Origin of the sequence: Kocuria sp. KRD140, from assembly GCF_017168375.1 — a bacterium.
In the GTDB taxonomy this organism is placed as follows: domain Bacteria; phylum Actinomycetota; class Actinomycetes; order Actinomycetales; family Micrococcaceae; genus Kocuria; species Kocuria marina.
In genome coordinates, this window is record NZ_JABFAW010000001.1 from 180,906 (window position 1) to 196,049 (window position 15,144).

Annotated in this window: 14 protein-coding genes and 1 pseudogene; 5 read left to right on the forward strand and 10 right to left on the reverse strand. The window is 70.1% G+C overall.

Annotated elements, in window-relative coordinates:
• Positions 1-372 (forward strand): Rieske (2Fe-2S) protein (locus J1M36_RS00790; RefSeq protein WP_206478322.1); only part of this gene is annotated, 372 nt, incomplete at its 5' end.
• Between the two features lie 99 nt (positions 373-471).
• Here the strand turns inward: J1M36_RS00790 and dxs are convergent.
• The 5 genes and pseudogenes from dxs to J1M36_RS00810 form a co-directional block, all read right to left on the reverse strand.
• Positions 472-2,487, reverse strand: a complete 2,016-nt coding sequence (dxs, locus tag J1M36_RS00795; protein WP_206478323.1) for a 1-deoxy-D-xylulose-5-phosphate synthase — start codon at positions 2,485-2,487, stop codon at positions 472-474.
• Positions 2,488-2,712: 225 nt separating this feature from the next.
• On the reverse strand, positions 2,713-5,520 hold the full coding sequence (gene acnA, locus J1M36_RS00800; RefSeq protein ID WP_206478325.1) for an aconitate hydratase AcnA: 2,808 nt from the start codon (positions 5,518-5,520) through the stop codon (positions 2,713-2,715).
• 170 nt (positions 5,521-5,690) lie between these two features.
• Positions 5,691-5,879, reverse strand: coding sequence for a hypothetical protein (locus tag J1M36_RS12585; RefSeq protein ID WP_342358270.1), 189 nt, complete (start codon positions 5,877-5,879; stop codon positions 5,691-5,693).
• A 1,100-nt stretch (positions 5,880-6,979) separates the two neighbouring features.
• A pseudogene (locus J1M36_RS12590) lies at positions 6,980-7,075 on the reverse strand (hypothetical protein); the annotation flags it as partial.
• Positions 7,072-9,030 carry an APC family permease gene (locus tag J1M36_RS00810; protein WP_241180736.1) on the reverse strand — a complete coding sequence of 653 codons (1,959 nt, stop codon included), beginning with the start codon at positions 9,028-9,030 and terminating at the stop codon, positions 7,072-7,074. The gene J1M36_RS00810 and the pseudogene J1M36_RS12590, both read right to left, overlap by 4 nt.
• Before the next feature lie 78 nt (positions 9,031-9,108).
• On the opposite strand from J1M36_RS00810, the gene J1M36_RS00815 reads away from it, so the two are divergent.
• Together J1M36_RS00815 and J1M36_RS00820 are read left to right on the forward strand one after the other, a co-directional pair.
• Positions 9,109-9,828, forward strand: coding sequence for a TrkA family potassium uptake protein (locus J1M36_RS00815; RefSeq protein WP_064846787.1), 720 nt, complete (start codon positions 9,109-9,111; stop codon positions 9,826-9,828).
• Entirely contained in the window at positions 9,828-10,574 is a 747-nt protein-coding gene (locus J1M36_RS00820; protein WP_206398832.1) for a TrkA family potassium uptake protein, read from the forward strand. Before J1M36_RS00815 ends, J1M36_RS00820 begins: the two co-directional genes overlap by 1 nt.
• On the opposite strand, the gene J1M36_RS00825 is transcribed toward J1M36_RS00820, so the two are convergent.
• The 4 genes from J1M36_RS00825 to dut are packed head-to-tail and all read right to left on the reverse strand — an operon-like array spanning position 10,492 to position 12,830.
• Complete coding sequence (locus J1M36_RS00825) at positions 10,492-11,199, reverse strand: DUF3159 domain-containing protein (RefSeq protein WP_206478327.1); 708 nt, start codon at positions 11,197-11,199, stop codon at positions 10,492-10,494. The two genes, J1M36_RS00820 and J1M36_RS00825, sit on opposite strands and share 83 nt — an antisense overlap.
• Positions 11,196-11,558, reverse strand: coding sequence for a hypothetical protein (locus J1M36_RS00830; protein ID WP_206478329.1), 363 nt, complete (start codon positions 11,556-11,558; stop codon positions 11,196-11,198). Before J1M36_RS00830 ends, J1M36_RS00825 begins: the two co-directional genes overlap by 4 nt.
• Before the next feature lie 5 nt (positions 11,559-11,563).
• Positions 11,564-12,328 (reverse strand): DUF3710 domain-containing protein, encoded by a 765-nt coding sequence (locus tag J1M36_RS00835; protein ID WP_206478330.1) that lies wholly within the window; start codon positions 12,326-12,328, stop codon positions 11,564-11,566.
• Positions 12,329-12,377: 49 nt separating this feature from the next.
• Positions 12,378-12,830: a dUTP diphosphatase gene (gene dut, locus J1M36_RS00840; protein WP_098054510.1), complete on the reverse strand. Its 453-nt coding sequence runs from the start codon at positions 12,828-12,830 to the stop codon at positions 12,378-12,380.
• Positions 12,831-12,915: 85 nt separating this feature from the next.
• Between dut and J1M36_RS00845 the strand changes: the two genes are divergently transcribed.
• Positions 12,916-13,467, forward strand: a complete 552-nt coding sequence (locus J1M36_RS00845; RefSeq protein ID WP_241246686.1) for a DUF3093 domain-containing protein — start codon at positions 12,916-12,918, stop codon at positions 13,465-13,467.
• Positions 13,468-13,552: 85 nt separating this feature from the next.
• On the opposite strand, the gene J1M36_RS00850 is transcribed toward J1M36_RS00845, so the two are convergent.
• On the reverse strand, positions 13,553-13,852 hold the full coding sequence (locus J1M36_RS00850) for a DUF4193 domain-containing protein (RefSeq protein ID WP_064847393.1): 300 nt from the start codon (positions 13,850-13,852) through the stop codon (positions 13,553-13,555).
• 318 nt (positions 13,853-14,170) lie between these two features.
• On the opposite strand from J1M36_RS00850, the gene sepH reads away from it, so the two are divergent.
• On the forward strand, positions 14,171-15,144 hold a 974-nt coding region (sepH, locus tag J1M36_RS00855; protein ID WP_206478332.1), incomplete at its 3' end, for a septation protein SepH.

Below are 15,144 nucleotides of genomic sequence, written 5' to 3' on the forward strand. Positions count from 1 at the left end.
GGCGCGGTCGGGTTGAGCGCGTGCGGTTCGGGCGGCGGATCGGACGACGACGCCGCGGCCACCCCCACCGCGTCGGCCACCCCCGTGGACGTGGCCGCCGCCGCGGACATCCCCGTGGGGTCGGGGGTCAAGGTGGACTCCGGTGGTGTGCAGGCCGTGGTGGGACAGCCCACCGAGGGCACGTTCACCGCGTTCTCTCCCGTGTGCTCGCACGAGGGGTGCATCGTCAATCCCGCCAACCGGCAGTACGTGTGCCCGTGCCACAGCTCGGCGTTCGACATGGCCACGGGCGAGGTCAAGGGCGGGCCCGCACCCAGGGGACTCACTGAGTACCCGGTCACGGTGCGCAACGGGCGCGTCATCGTGGGCTGAACCGCGCGGGTCCGTTCGCCACGCACCGCAGCCGTCCGGCGGCAAACGGTCCGTGGAGCAGCGTCCCCGGATCCGCATTCGTGGATCAGCGCTGGTGGTTCAGCGTTCGTCGCGCGGTTGCTCCCCGGAGCGCGGCACGGTGAGCTGCGCGGCGTCTTCGGCCACGGGGCGCGCGTACGGGACCTTGGTGCCCAGGACGGACGCGAGCGTGTCCTGGGCGATGCGCTGGGCGGTCAACCCCGTGTGCTGCAGGATCTGCTCGCGGCTCGCGTGCTCGAGGAACTCGGTGGGTAACCCCACCTCGTTGAGCGCGGTGTCCACGCCCTGGGCGCGCATCTCCTGGCGGATGAGCGAACCGATGCCCCCGGCGCGCACACCGTCCTCGATCACCACCACGATCCGGTGCGTCGCTGCCTGCTCCACGACCGCCTGCGGCACGGGCAGCACCCAGCGGGGGTCCACCACGGTGGAGGAGACACCGTGGGCGGCGAGACGTTCGGAGACGTCCAGCGCGGTGACGCACATGGCGCCCACGCCCACGATCAGCACGTCGCGGTGATCCACGCCCTTGCCGGAGGCCTCGCCGTTGCGGGCGAGGACGTCCACCCCGCCGCTCAGTCGCTCGAGGGCGGGCAGCGGCGCACCCACCGCGCCCTTGGGGTAGCGCACCACGGTGGGTGCGTCGGAGACGGCAACCGCCTCGCGCAGCTCCTCGACCATGGTGGCCTCGTCCCGCGGGGCCGCGAGGTGCAGCCCCGGCACGATCTGCAACAGTGCGAGGTCCCACATCCCGTGGTGGCTCGGCCCGTCCGGGCCGGTGACGCCCGCGCGGTCCAGCACGACCGTGACGCCCGCGTGATGCAGGGCCACGTCCATGAGCAGCTGGTCGAAGCCGCGGTTGAGGAACGTCGCGTACAGGCCCACGACCGGGTGCAGCCCGCTGAACGCCATGCCCGCGGCCATGGTCAGCGCGTGCTGTTCGGCGATCCCCACGTCCACGACGCGCTGCGGGTGTGCCATCTGCATCTTCTGCAGTCCCATGGGGATCAACATGGCGCCGGTGATGCCCACGATGTCCTCGCGCTCATCCGCGATCGCGGCGATCTCGTCGCGGAAGACGTGCGTCCACGAGCGGGCCGAGGCGGTGCTCGTGGGTTTGCCCGTGGTGGGGTCGATCACGGGCACGGAGTGGAACTGGTCGTTCGCGTCCAGGCGGGCGGGCAAGTAGCCGTGGCCCTTCTCGGTGATGGCGTGGACGATGACCGGGCCACCGAAGTTGCGGGCATTCGTGAGCGCTTGTTCCATCGCGGCGAGGTCATGGCCGTCCACCGGACCCACGTACTTCATGCCGAGGTCCTCGAAGATCCCCTGCTGGACCACCACGTCCTTGATACCCTGCTTCATCCCGTGCAGACCGCGGTACACGGCCTGGCCCAGGTGGCCCGAGGACGTCAGCAGGCGCTTAGCCTTCGCGAGGGTCTGCTCGTAGCGGCGGTCCGTGCGCACGGCGTCCACGCCCTGCTGCACGCTGGCCTGCAGCTCGCGCAGGTGGTTCGCGAACCCGCCCACGGTGGGCGCGTAGGAGCGGCCGTTGTCGTTGACCACGATCACGACTTTGCGGTCCCGGTCCGAGGCGATGTTGTTCACGGCCTCCCACGCCATGCCACCGGTCAGGGCGCCGTCCCCGATCACCGCGATGGTGTGCCGGTCGTCCTGGCCCGTGAGCGCGTAACCGCGCGAGATCCCGTCCGCCCAGGACAGGGACGACGACGCGTGGGAGGACTCCACGATGTCGTGTTCGGACTCCGTGCGGGACGGGTAGCCCGCGAGGCCACCCTCCTGGCGCAGGGTGTCGAAGTCCTGGCGACCCGTGACGAGCTTGTGCACGTAGGACTGGTGCCCGGTGTCGAAGACGATCGAGTCCTGGGGCGAGTCGAACACGCGGTGCACCGCGAGGGTGAGCTCCACGACACCCAGGTTCGGCCCCAGGTGACCCCCGGTCGCGGAGACGTGGGTGATCAGGAAGGAACGGATCTCGGCGGCCAACTGCTCCATGGCCGCGGCGTCCAGCCCCCGTAGGTCTTCGGGTCCCTCGATGGTCTCCAGAAGCGTCATAGCCTGCTCTCCGTGGATGTCTCGTCCTCTTCGGGCCCGCACCGGACGGGTGCTCGTCCGGCGGGGGGATCATGATGCGCCCGAATGCTCCGTCCGATCTTACTCGCCCTGGCCGGGGCCCCGTCCCGTCGCTTGGCCTGGGCCACGGCGAACGACGCCCGCAACGCCGTCGGCCGGTGACCCCCGAGCGGGGATCACCGGCCGACGGTACGATCCGAGGATCTATTACTTGGCGATCTGACGCAGCACGTACTGCAGGATGCCGCCGTTACGGTAGTAGTCGGCCTCACCCGGGGTGTCGATGCGCAGCACGGCGTCGAACTCCACGGTGGAACCGTCTTCCTTGGTGGCCGTGACCTTCAGGGTCTTGGGGGTCTGGCCGTCGTTGAGCGCGGTGACCCCTTCGATCGAGAACGTCTCGGTGCCGTCCAACCCCAGGGAGTCCGCGGACTCGCCCTCGGGGAACTGCAGGGGCAGCACGCCCATGCCGATCAGGTTGGAACGGTGGATGCGCTCGTAGGACTGCGCGATGACCGCGCGCACACCCAGCAGGGACGTGCCCTTGGCCGCCCAGTCACGCGAGGAACCGGAGCCGTACTCCTTGCCGCCCAGCACCACCAGGGGAACACCGGCCTCCTGGTAGTTCATCGCGGCGTCGTACACGGCGGCCTGCGGGCCACCCTCCTGAGTGAAGTCGCGGGTGAAACCGCCCTCCACGCCGTCGAGCAACTGGTTCTTGATGCGGATGTTCGCGAACGTACCGCGGATCATGACCTCGTGGTTACCACGGCGGGAACCGTAGGAGTTGAAGTCCTTGCGCTGCACGCCGTGCTCCGTGAGGTACCTGCCCGCGGGCGTGTCGCTCTTGAACGAACCGGCCGGGGAGATGTGGTCCGTGGTCACGGAATCGCCCAGCTTGAGCAGCACGCGCGCACCCTCGATGTCCTCCACCGGAGTGGTCTCCATGGTCATGCCCTCGAAGTACGGTGGCTTGCGCACGTAGGTGGACTCGGGGTCCCACTCGAACACGTCACCCGTGGGGGTGTCCAGGTTCTGCCAACGCTCGTCACCGTCGAAGATGGTGCCGTACTCGCGGTCGAACATATCGGTGTCGATCGAGGCATCGATGATCTTCTGGACCTCGGTGGGGTCCGGCCAGATGTCCTTGAGGAACACGTCCTGACCGTTCGAGTCCTGGCCCAAAGGCTCGTTCTCGAAGTCAAAGTCCATGGTCCCGGCCAGCGCGTACGCGATGACCAGCGGCGGGGACGCGAGGTAGTTCATCTTCACGTCCGGGTTGATTCGGCCCTCGAAGTTGCGGTTACCGGAGAGCACCGAGGTCACGGCGAGGTCGTTTTCCTGCACGGCCTGGGAGATCTCGGGCTCCAGAGGACCGGAGTTGCCGATGCACGTGGTGCAGCCGTAACCCACGATGTAGAAGCCGAGCTCCTCGAGCGCCGGGACCAGACCGGACTTCTCGTAGTACTCGGTGACCACGCGCGAACCCGGGGCGATCGAGGTCTTGACCCACGGCTTGGCCTTGAGGCCCTTCTCCGTGGCGTTGCGCGCGAGCACGGCCGCGGCCATCATCACCGAGGGGTTAGACGTGTTGGTGCAGGACGTGATCGAGGCGATCGACACGGCACCGTGGTCCAGCTCGAAGTGACGGCCGTCCTCCATGGAGACCTCCACTCGGTGCTCGGGGCGCTCCTTCATGTCGTCCGCGGAGCTCTCGCGCGGCGCGTCCTGGGGGTCCTGCTCATCGGTCGCGTCGTGGGAGGGGGCGTCGGAGGCCGGGAAGGACTCGACGACGTCCGGGTCCACCTCCACGGACTTGTCCTCGGCCACGTAGTTCACGAGGTCGTCGCGGAACTGTTCCTTGGATCGGGTCAGCTCGATGCGGTCCTGGGGACGCTTGGGCCCGGAGATCGAGGGGACCACGGTGGACAGGTCCAACTCGAGGTACTCGGAGTAGGCGACCTCGTGCTCGGGGTCGTGCCACATGCCCTGTTCCTTGGTGTACGCCTCGATCAGGGCGATCTGCTCCTCGGAGCGGCCCGTGAGCGCCAGGTAGTCCAGGGTCACCTGGTCGATCGGGAAGATCGCCGCGGTGGAACCGAACTCCGGGGACATGTTGCCGATCGTGGCGCGGTTGGCCAGCGGCACCGCTGCCACGCCCTCACCGTAGAACTCCACGAACTTACCCACGACACCGTGCTCACGCAGCATCTCCGTGATGGTCAGCACCACGTCCGTGGCGGTCGCACCGGAGGGGATCTCGCCGGTGAGCTTGAAACCCACCACGCGCGGGATCAGCATGGAGATGGGCTGACCGAGCATCGCGGCCTCGGCCTCAATGCCGCCCACACCCCAACCGAGCACGCCGATGCCGTTCTCCATGGTGGTGTGGGAGTCGGTGCCCACACAGGTGTCCGGGTAAGCGCGCAGCGTGCCGTCAACCTCGCGGGTCATGACCACGCGGGCCAGGTTCTCGATGTTGACCTGGTGGACGATGCCCATCCCGGGCGGGACCACCTTGAAGTCATCGAACGCGGTCTGGCCCCAGCGCAGGAACTGGTAGCGCTCGCCGTTGCGCTGGTACTCGATGTCCATGTTGCGCTCGATCGCGTCCGCGGAACCGAACGCGTCGATCTGCACGGAGTGGTCGATGACCAGCTCGGCCGGGGCGAGCGGGTTCACACGGGAGGGGTCGCCGCCGAGATCTGCCACGGCCTCACGCATGGTGGCCAGGTCCACGATGCAGGGAACGCCGGTGAAGTCCTGCATGATCACGCGACCAGGGGTGAACTGGATCTCCGTGTCGGGCTGGGCCTCGGGGTCCCAGTTGCCCAGGGCTTCAATGTGCTTGCTCGTCACGTTGGCACCGTCCTCGGTGCGCAGCAGGTTCTCGAGCAGGACCTTCAAGCTGTAGGGGAGCTTCTGGGCTCCCTCCACGGCGTCCAGTCGGAAAATTTCGTAGTCGGTGCCCTTGACGTTGAGAACGTCCTTGGCTCCAAAGCTGTCCACAGTCATGGTGTGGAACTCCTCTCGCCACCGTCGGTTGCGTTCGGCGCGCGCGGCACACTACAGGTGTCCCCCGCGCGTGGAACAGTCCCTGTCAGTGTAGCCCGTGCGCTCCGTCACTCCGGGGATTCCCGGGCGTCCGCGTCACGATGACGTGGGCCGTCGTGCGGCCGCCCGGTTCAGCCCTCGCAGTTGAGCACCGCGACGGCTTCCACGTGGTGCGTGTTCGGGTACAGATCGAATGCCTCGACGCCCTCGATCCGCCAGCCCCGGCGCCGCAACCGCCCCAGGTCCCGGCCGAGCGCGGCGGGATCGCACGCGACGTACACGATCGTGCGCGGTGCGGCACGGTCCACCGCGGCCAGCACCTCCTTGGCCGCACCGGCGCGCGGCGGGTCCAGGACGACGACGTCCGGGCGCGGTGGCCGCGGTGTGGAACCACGACCCGCCCGCCCGGTCCAGTGAGCACGCGCGCCACGTCCCCGCGCACGCTCGTGACGTGCGGGGCGCGGGCGAGGTTATGGGCGGCGTCGGCGGAGGTCACGGGCGAGCCCTCGACCGCGAAGACGCACCCCGTGGGGCCCACGGCGCGCGCGGCCACCGCGGTGAACAGACCGGCGCCGCTGTACAGGTCCCACACGCTGTCCCCGGGGCGCAGACCGGCGCCGTCCAGTACCGCGCGGGCGAGGGTCCCGGGAGCGCCGCGATGGATCTGCCAGAAGCCCGTGGGACTTATGCGCCAGCGCAGCGGCTCGGGATCGGTAGCGCCGGGCAACTCGAGGGTCTCTTGGACGTGGTCGGTGCCCGCCCACAACTGGGTGTCCCGCTCGTGCGGCGAGCGCGCGGTGACGCTCACCCCGCGGTCCCCCGCCCATGCGCTCAACCGATCCCGCAGGGCGGTGACCTGCTCCGGCGCGGCATCCGGGCGCAGCCCCACGTGCAGCAGCGGTGCCGCTCCCCCTGCCGGCGCGGCGACGTCCACGCGGGCCGCACCGGGGTACTCCAGCGACCACGGGGTCAGGGCGCGGATCGCGTCCGTGGCCAGGGGCATGTCCGTGACGGGACCGAGCTCGGTGCCGCGGTGGGGGTACATCCCGGGTGTGCCGTCGGGGGCCACGTCCAGGTGCAACCGGGTGCGCCACCCGGTGCCATCGGGGCTCTCCCCCGCGACGGGCTGCACCTCGCCGTCCCAGTCGTGGCCGGCCAGGTGGCCCAGTTGCTCGGCGATCACGTGGCGTTTGAGTTCGCGCTGGGTCGTCAGATCCGCGTGCCCGAACTCGGCCCCGCCCAGCGGTGACCGGTCCGCGCGCGCCGCGACGAGCGCGTCCGCCTGCTCCCACGGGTGTACCTCCCGGCGCCCGGGGACGGGTTCGAGCACGTCCGTGACGTCAGCGCGCCAGAACGACGCCGCGGGGTCCCGGTCGGTGAGCCGCACCCGAACCAGCTCCCCCGGCAACCCGTGGCGCACGAAGACCACGCGCCCCTCGTCCGTGCGGGCCACCACGTGGCCGCCGTGGGCCACGGCGCCCAGGTGCAGCTCGAGGTGATCGGGGGACTCGGTCATTCGTTGTTCTCCGTGAGTCGTAGTTCGCGCACCGATTCGAGGTGCCAGGGTACGGAGGCGATCATGACTCCGCGTTCGTAGTGCAACCGCGCCCGCAACGGGCGGATGGCCTGGTTGTGCAGGAAGCGTTCCCATCCGCGGCCCACCACGTACTCGGGCAGGTACACGATCACGAGGTCCCGCGGGGACTTGCGGCGGATGCCGCGGATGTGAGCGACGATGGGTCCCACGGTATCGCGGTAGGGCGAGGCGAGGACCGTGACGGGCACGGGGATCTCCAGGGCCTCCCACTGCTTCACGATCTGTTCGGTGCGCGCGCGGTCCGTGTCCACCACCACGGCCTCGAGGCTGGACGGACGGGAGGCCCGCGCATAGGTCAGGGCGTGCACCACGGGCTTGCGCACCGAGGTAACCACGATGATCGAGTGCACGCGGGACGGCAGGGCCCGCACCCCCGAGTTTTGGTGCACCTCGAGTTCGGTGTCCACCGAGCGGTAGTGGTGCCCGATGGCGCGCATCAACACGGTGATCAGGGCGATCGCGACGATCGTGAGCCACGCGCCCTGGGCGAACTTGGTCACGAGTACCACCACGAACACCGCCGCACACGCGATCAGGGCGATCACCGCCACGGCCCAGCGCCCGGCGATCCGGCGGTGCGGACTCTGCGACGTGCTCGTGCGGCGCACCCTGGCCCAGTGCCGCACCATGCCCGCCTGGGTCAGCGTGAACGCGAAGAACGCCCCCACCACGTAGAGCTGGATGAGCCCGTTGACGTTCGCGCCGAACACGATTGTGAAGACCGCCGCGACCACGGACAACAGGATGATGCCGTTGGTGAACGCGAAGCGGTCCCCCCGGCTCTGCAACTGCCGGGGCAGCAATGCGGCGGACGCGAGGCGTGAGGCCAGCACGGGGAAGCCCGAGTACGCCGTGTTCGCGGCCATGAACAGCACGCCCACGGTCACGAGAACGAGGATCACGAACCACACGGAATCCGCCCCCGCCACGGCCTGCGCGATCTGGCCCAGGATGGGCACCTGGTAGAAGTCGGGCTCCGGTGCGCGGCCGTCGATCAACAGTTGCCGCGCGGGGTCCATCACGACCACCGCGCCCGTGCGCCGGGTCAGGTAGAGCACCCCGAGCAGCAACACCGCGGACAGCGCTCCGAGCACCGCGAGCGTGCGCGCCGCGTTGAGGGCCTTGGGCTTGCGAAAGAACGGCACGGAGTGCGTGATGGTCTCCACGCCCGTCAGGGCCACGGCACCCGAGGAGAACGCGCGCAGCACGAGCATGGCCCCGGCCAGGCCCATGAGCCCCCCGTCCATGCCCGCGGCCGGGACGACGTCGTAACCCGCCGACGGCGCGCGCTGCAGTGTTCCCGTGACGTCCTGGCCGAAGCCCACGAGCACGAGGATCAGCACGACCCCCACGAACGCGTACGTGGGCACCGAGGACGCGCGACCCATGAATTTGAGTCCGCGCAGGTTGAGCAAGCCCACGAGCGCGATCCCCGCGACGGCCACGACCGTCTGGTGGCCCACGAGCCACGGGACGGCCGCGGCGAGGTACTGCGCGGCGGCGGCCATGGACACGGCCACGACGAGCGTGTAGTCCACCATCAGAGCAGCACCCACCGCGGCACCGGCGGGCCGGCCGAGGTTCTTGGACGCGATCTCGAAGTCCGCCCCGCCCGAGGGGTACACGCGCACGTTCTGCCGGTACGCGGTGATGATCACCGCGAGCACGGCGAGGACCGCGAGGCCCACCCACGGGGACAGCAGGATCGCCGCGGAACCCGCGAGGGCGAGCGTCAGGACGATCTCATCCGGGGCGTACGCGACCGAGGACAGGGCATCGGACGCGAACACCGGCAGGGCGGTGCCCTTGGAGAGCACCGTGCCCGCGGCGCGCTCGTTGTGGATCGGTTTGCCCACGAGCGCGCGGCGCAGCATTTGGGACACATACACGTGGGAACACGCTAGTCCCTCGGCCGGGCCTTGTCCCGTGCCGCGGGCCCTATGCTGTGGCTCATGGCGCATTTCGTGATCATGGGCGTGGGCCGGGTGGGGATCACCCTCGCGCACGCCCTCGAGGACTCCGGGCACACGGTTGCCGTGATCGACCAGGACGACCGGGCGTTCCGCAAACTGCGGCCCTCGTTCAGCGGCAAAAAGGTCACGGGCCACGGTTTCGACCGCGAGGTGCTGCAACGCGCGGGGATCGCGGACGCCTACGCGTTCGCCGCGGTCTCCTCGGGGGACAATTCCAACATCATCGCCGCGCGCGTGGCGCGGGAGACCTTCAAGGTCAAGCACGTGGTCGCCCGGATCTACGACCCCACCCGCGCGGAGTTCTACCAGCGCATGGGCATTCCCACGGTCGCGTCCGTGCGCTGGAGCGCGGACCAGGTGCTGCGCCGCATCCTGCCCGAACACGCCATCACGGGTGACTTCCGGGAGGCCTCCGGCCGCCTGCAGCTCGGGGAACTGCCCCTGGACGACGCGTGGTCCGGACTGCACCTGGACCGGATCGAGGAGGCCGCCGGTGTGCGGGTCGCGTTCGTGACCCGGTTCGGGGAGGGCATCCTGCCCGCGAGCGACACGAGCTACCAGCAGGGGGACATCGTGCACGCCATGATGCGCGTGGAGGACGTGGAACGCGTGGCCCGGGTGCTGTCCCGACCGCCGTCGGACGAGGTCATGGAGGCCGTGGCGCTCGCCGCGACCCCTGGGACGCGGGGGCGTGACTGATGCACGTGGTGATTGTAGGCGGAGGGTCCGTGGGATCCTCGATCGCTCGGGAACTGTTGTCGCACGGCCACGACGTGGTCGTGGTGGACGCCACCGCGGAGGTGATCGGGCGCTCCAACCTGCGCGGTGCGCAGTGGGTCGTGGGGGACGCGTGCGATCTCCAGGTCCTGCAACGGGCGCGCGCGGAGGAGGCGGACGTGGTCGTGGCCGCGACCGGTGACGACAAGGCCAACCTGGTCGTCTCGTTGCTCGCGCGCAGCGAGTTCGGGGTGCCCCGCACCGTGGGGCGTGTCAACCACCCCAAGAACGAGTGGCTCTTCGACGACGCGTGGGGCGTGGACGTGGCCGTATCCACCCCGCGGTTGATGACGGCGCTCGTGGAGGAAGCCGTGGAGGTGGGCGACGTCGTGCGCCTGCTGAGCTTCCAGACCGGCTCGGCCACGCTGTCCGCCTACACGGTGCCCCGGGAACACCCCGTGGTCGCGAGCACCGTGACCCAGGTGCCGTGGCCCCAGGACGTGGCGCTCGTGGCGATCCTGCGCGACGGCGTGCCGATCGCACCGTCCGGCGACGACGTCCTGGAGAGCGGGGACGAGCTGTTCTTCATCACCACGGCGGAGGGTGAGGACCAGTTGCGGGCCATGTTCACCACGGCCCGGGACGTCAACCTGCAGGCTGCTCACGGCGAGGGCGGCTCCACAGCCATGCCACCCACAGCACAGCGGCGTACAGCGGGGCCCCCATGACCAAGCGCGCGATCCCGAGCGCCGTGACGTTCTCCGCGACGTACAGCGGGACCTGCACGAGCAACCGGGTCGCGAACATCGCGATGAGCAGACCGTTGACCCGCTGATAGGCCACGCGCCGCAGCGGGTCGCGGCGCCATTCCACGGATTCACCGCGCACGTAGCCGAAGACGACGCCCAGCAGCGGCCACCCAACGGCCGCCGAGATGCTCAACAGGACCAGCGCCACGACGTTCGTGATGAACCCGGGCACGTAGTAGTCCAGCGCCTGCCCGCCCGCGCGGGCGAACAGCGTGCACACCCCCACGCCCATGAGCCCGGCGATCGCCTGGGTCACGGCCTGGCGCTGCGCCAGCCGGAGCACGGTGAACACGGCGGCCGTGCCCAGTGACGCCAACAACGCCGGGACCAACTCCCCCGTGAGCACCACACACGCGAGGTACACGAGTCCCGGGAGGATGGATTCGATCACGCCGCGCCAGCCGCCCACGGCGCTGAGCACGTCCAGTTGGCCGTTGGTGTCCCGGCGCAGGCCCGAGCGCCGGGCGAAATCCTCGGCGGCGCGGCCCATGCGGTCGCCCGCGCTCTGCGGTGCGGGTTCCGTGGGGTCCGGCGGGGACGTCATCGCACGGCCTTCTTGGGGGTGATGATCTCGTAGCGCGGATTGTACATGGTGGCCACCCCGTCCGGGAAGCACACCACGGCGAGGCAGCGCAGCTTGGTGCCGGCGGTGACGCCCGGGACCACGTGCTGACCGTGCCACAACAGTTCGAGCGTGCACGGCTGCGCCCCTGGGTTCGTCACGCGCAGCAGCGCCCGGTAGTACGGCGGCGCGGTCACGGGCGCGATCGTGACCTCCACGACCACGCCCTCCACGACCGCACGGCACCGCTGCCGCGCCCGATGCTCCGGGGTCAGGTCCTCCGCGTGGGCCTCGGGTTCGGCGACGACGTCGATCGCGCCCGTGAGCGGGTTGTTGACCACCCGTGTCAGCCGATCTCGGTAATCTCGGGGCCGCGCCGCGGCTCCTGCACCGCGGCGCCTGGCTCCGCCGGGGTCCGACCCGCGTCCTCGTCCGCATCGGTCGGCGCGCCCGCGGGGTGCACCTCGGCGTCCTCGGGGACCGTGAGCGCGAGCAGGTCGCGCGGCGGGTGCGGGTCCTGGCCGCGGACGACGACGAGCCCGCGCACGGCGTCATCGAGCACCTCCGCAGTGGGCCCGGGCAGCGCGGCGTCGCCTGTGTAGACGCAGCGCAGGAACCAGCGCGGACCGTCGATGCCCACGAAGCGTGCGAGCCGGAACCCGTTCTCGCCGGAGGGCGTAACGCCCGCGAACTGCGCGTTAACCTGCACGCCCAGGGGACCGTCGGAGACCGTGGGGTCGCCCCCGTCCCGCCGCAACCCGGCCACGAGCTCGGCGCGCACCTCGTCCCACAACCCGGAGGACTTGGGGGCCGTGAAGACCTGCACCTGGACGGAACCGCCCCCGAAGTCCATGTTCACGGCCCGCGGCACCCGGTCCCGCGGATCCAGCTCGACGCGCACGTCCACGCGCGCGACCGGCTTCAGCAGCAGGGCCCCGAGATCCAGGTACTCGGCGCGCTCACCCGGCATCTCGCTCTCGTCCCACGGGCCGTTGGCGCGAGGATCCGGCGCGTCCTGGTCCGGGGCGGCCTCGGTGGCAGCCGACGCGGTCGTGGACTCGGTCGGTGTCTGCTCCGAGGCCTCGCGGTTGCGCTTCTTACGTCCGAACATCAGTTGCTCCAAGAGTGGGTGGGGAATCTGCGGGGGCGAGGGCCGGCGATCAGCGGGCCCCCGTGGACCCGAATCCGCTCGCACCGCGCTCGCTGTCGGGGAGTTCGGTGGTGAGCTCGAAGCGGGCGGTGACCACTTCCTGGATCACGAGCTGGGCGATCCGCTCACCGCGGCGCACCGTGTAGCTCTCATGCGGATCCGTGTTGAGCAGGCACACCTTGAGTTCGCCACGGTAGCCGCTGTCCACGGTGCCCGGTGCATTGACCACGGTCAGCCCATGCTTGGCCGCGAGCCCGGAGCGCGGGTGCACAAGACCCACGTACCCCGCGGGGATCGCGAGCGCCACCCCTGTGTCCACGAGCGCGCGCCGGCCCGGGCCGAGTTCGACGTCGTGGCGGGCGCGCAGGTCCGCTCCGGCGTCACCGGGACGTGCATAGGCGGGGGCGGGCAGGTCCGGGTCCAACAGGTGCAGGGCCACGGTCACCGCGGCCGACTCGCTCATTTCGGTCACAATGCCCCACTGTAACGCGCGGGCCTGACGGCGCGGACGCGGGCGGCGTCCAGGGGGAATGTGTCAAGGTGGGGGCATGAGTTCCCACCCAGATTTCGGGGCGGCCGCGGCGTCCTCACCCGCAGAGCACCCGTCCCAGGCCCAGGAGAACGTCCGAGCGGACGTGCAGTACGAGGAGAAGCTGATCGTCGCGTGGTGGGTATGGCTCATCGTGGTCTTCGTGGGCGCGGCCGGATTCGTGGCCGTGGCACCCATCAGCATCGCCGTGGGCGTGATCGTGGCCGTGGTGCTGATGGTCGTGATCGGGCTCGTGCTGCACCTGGGGGCGCCGAGCATCGTGGTCACCGACCAGGACCTGCGCGTGGGCCGGGCGTACATCGAAAGACAGTACGTGGGCGATGCTCGTCCGCTGGTCGGCGCCGAGGCGCGTGCTGCGCGCGGACCCGACCTGGACGGGCGCGCCTTCATGAACTTCCGTGTGTCGATGCCGGACCTGTGCCGGATCGAGATCGTGGACCCGGTGGACCCCACCCCGTACTGGCTCACCGCGACTCGCCACCCCGAGCGGTTGGCCGAGGCGATCAATGCGGGCTCCCGTTCGGCGGGTAACCGCGGCGACCGGGTCTGACGAGCACGATCACGGACGAGCAGAAAGACAACGGGCGCTCACCCGAGGGTGAGCGCCCGTCGTCATGCGGTCGTGGACCCGGGGCTCAGCCCAGGCACTCGTGGCAGTACTTCACGCCATCGCGCTCCTCGGCGAGCTGCGAACGGTGGCGCACCAGGAAGCACGAGCCACACGTGAACTCGTCGTCCTGGGCCGGGAGCACCACGACGGACAGTTCCTCGTTGGAGAGGTCCGCGCCGGGGAGTTCGAAGCTCTCCGCCGCGGTGGCCTCGTCCTCGTCAACGCTTCCGGACTGTTGGTCCGACCGCCGGGACTGGAGCTCCTCGATGGAGTCTTCCTTGAGGTCTTCGTCCTGCTTACGCGGTGCGTCGTAGTCTGTGGCCATGTGTCTATCCGCTCCAACCGGTCTTCACGAAAATCCCTGCGAAAAACAACTCCCGAGGGCTCTACCCCCGGGCCGTGTCGCGTAGATTGTTCACCATGGACGCGGAAAAAGCCAGTGGCGACGCCGAGGTTTTCTCGCAGAGCAAGATTTCCACCTCGGGCGGTGGATCCGCTCGTCCGGATGACACACGCGGTGCCTGTGCGGGTGGCCGTCCCGCCGGTCCCGGACGGCGCCCGGGCGTGCCACTACACTGACGCTACGAGCGCGCCGAGCGCACCCCGGATCGCGTGGTGCCCCCGACGGCGAGGGAAGGACAGCATGGAGCAGTTGCGCCTGGTAGGAGTGCACGACGACGGTGAGCACCTCATCGTGGAGACCCCCGATTCAACCCGGTACCGGCTGAAGATCGACCAGCAATTGCGTCAGACGATCCAGCACGCGCGCCGCAAACCCCCCTCTCATGGGCGCGGCGGAGGGTCCTTCGGTCCGCGTGACATCCAGGCCCGCTTCCGCGCCGGCGCGAGCGTCGAGGACGTCGTGGCCGAGTCCGGGTGGGAGGCCGAACGCGTCAAGCGGTACGAATGGCCCATCCTGGCCGAACGCTCCCACATGGTCGCCGAGGCGTGCCGGGTCACGGTCTCCGGAACCAACCCCTCCCACGAGGGCTACCGCTCCGTGTTCGAGGGCGAGCCCCGCACCCTGCGCGAGACCGTGGACGAGCGTGCCGCCGAGCTCGGTGTGGACCGCTCGTCCTTCGACTGGGACGCGTGGTTGCGCGAGGACCAGTTGTGGACCGTGCAGCTGAGCTTCTCCGCGGTGGACGCCTCGCAGGATGCCCCGGACATCCCGGGTCCCGCGCAGTGGAGTTACAACCCCGCGAACCGGACCGTGCGTCCGGAGAACGACTGGGCGCGCGCGCTGGGTCAGGAGCACCAGGAGAGCGGCCCGCTCGGCGCGGCCGCCCACGCGCTACCCCCCGCACCCACCGCGACATTGCGGCAGTTGCAGCACGAGGCGAGCCAGGCGGACGATCTGCTCGACGTCCTGCAGTCGCGCCGCGGACGGCGGATCGGCTCGGACGAGGCGGGTGACGACCGGCTCGCGGAGATCCTCGGCCGCGGCATGGGTCAGGTGGACCAGCGCCCGCGCCCCATCGACGCCCCGGAGGATTCCACGGTGTTCGACCGGCCCATCCAGCCGGCCGCCTCGCAGGTCGCCGAGGCCCAAGCCCTCGCCCAGGACGACGGGATCGAGATCGTCGACGATTCCACCCCCCTCGAACACGACGACGC

What these genes read in the sequence shown, in the direction of transcription:
- J1M36_RS00835 (WP_206478330.1), bottom strand. Translation starts at nt 12,328, where the DNA reads ATGTTCGGACGTAAGAAGCGCAACCGCGAGGCCTCGGAGCAGACACCG.
- J1M36_RS00815 (WP_064846787.1), top strand. Translation starts at nt 9,109, where the DNA reads ATGGCGCATTTCGTGATCATGGGCGTGGGCCGGGTGGGGATCACCCTC.
- J1M36_RS00820 (WP_206398832.1), top strand. Translation starts at nt 9,828, where the DNA reads ATGCACGTGGTGATTGTAGGCGGAGGGTCCGTGGGATCCTCGATCGCT.
- J1M36_RS00825 (WP_206478327.1), bottom strand. Translation starts at nt 11,199, where the DNA reads ATGACGTCCCCGCCGGACCCCACGGAACCCGCACCGCAGAGCGCGGGC.
- J1M36_RS00810 (WP_241180736.1), bottom strand. Translation starts at nt 9,030, where the DNA reads ATGCTGCGCCGCGCGCTCGTGGGCAAACCGATCCACAACGAGCGCGCC.
- dut (WP_098054510.1), bottom strand. Translation starts at nt 12,830, where the DNA reads ATGAGCGAGTCGGCCGCGGTGACCGTGGCCCTGCACCTGTTGGACCCG.
- dxs (WP_206478323.1), bottom strand. Translation starts at nt 2,487, where the DNA reads ATGACGCTTCTGGAGACCATCGAGGGACCCGAAGACCTACGGGGGCTG.
- acnA (WP_206478325.1), bottom strand. Translation starts at nt 5,520, where the DNA reads ATGACTGTGGACAGCTTTGGAGCCAAGGACGTTCTCAACGTCAAGGGC.
- J1M36_RS00850 (WP_064847393.1), bottom strand. Translation starts at nt 13,852, where the DNA reads ATGGCCACAGACTACGACGCACCGCGTAAGCAGGACGAAGACCTCAAG.
- J1M36_RS00845 (WP_241246686.1), top strand. Translation starts at nt 12,916, where the DNA reads ATGAGTTCCCACCCAGATTTCGGGGCGGCCGCGGCGTCCTCACCCGCA.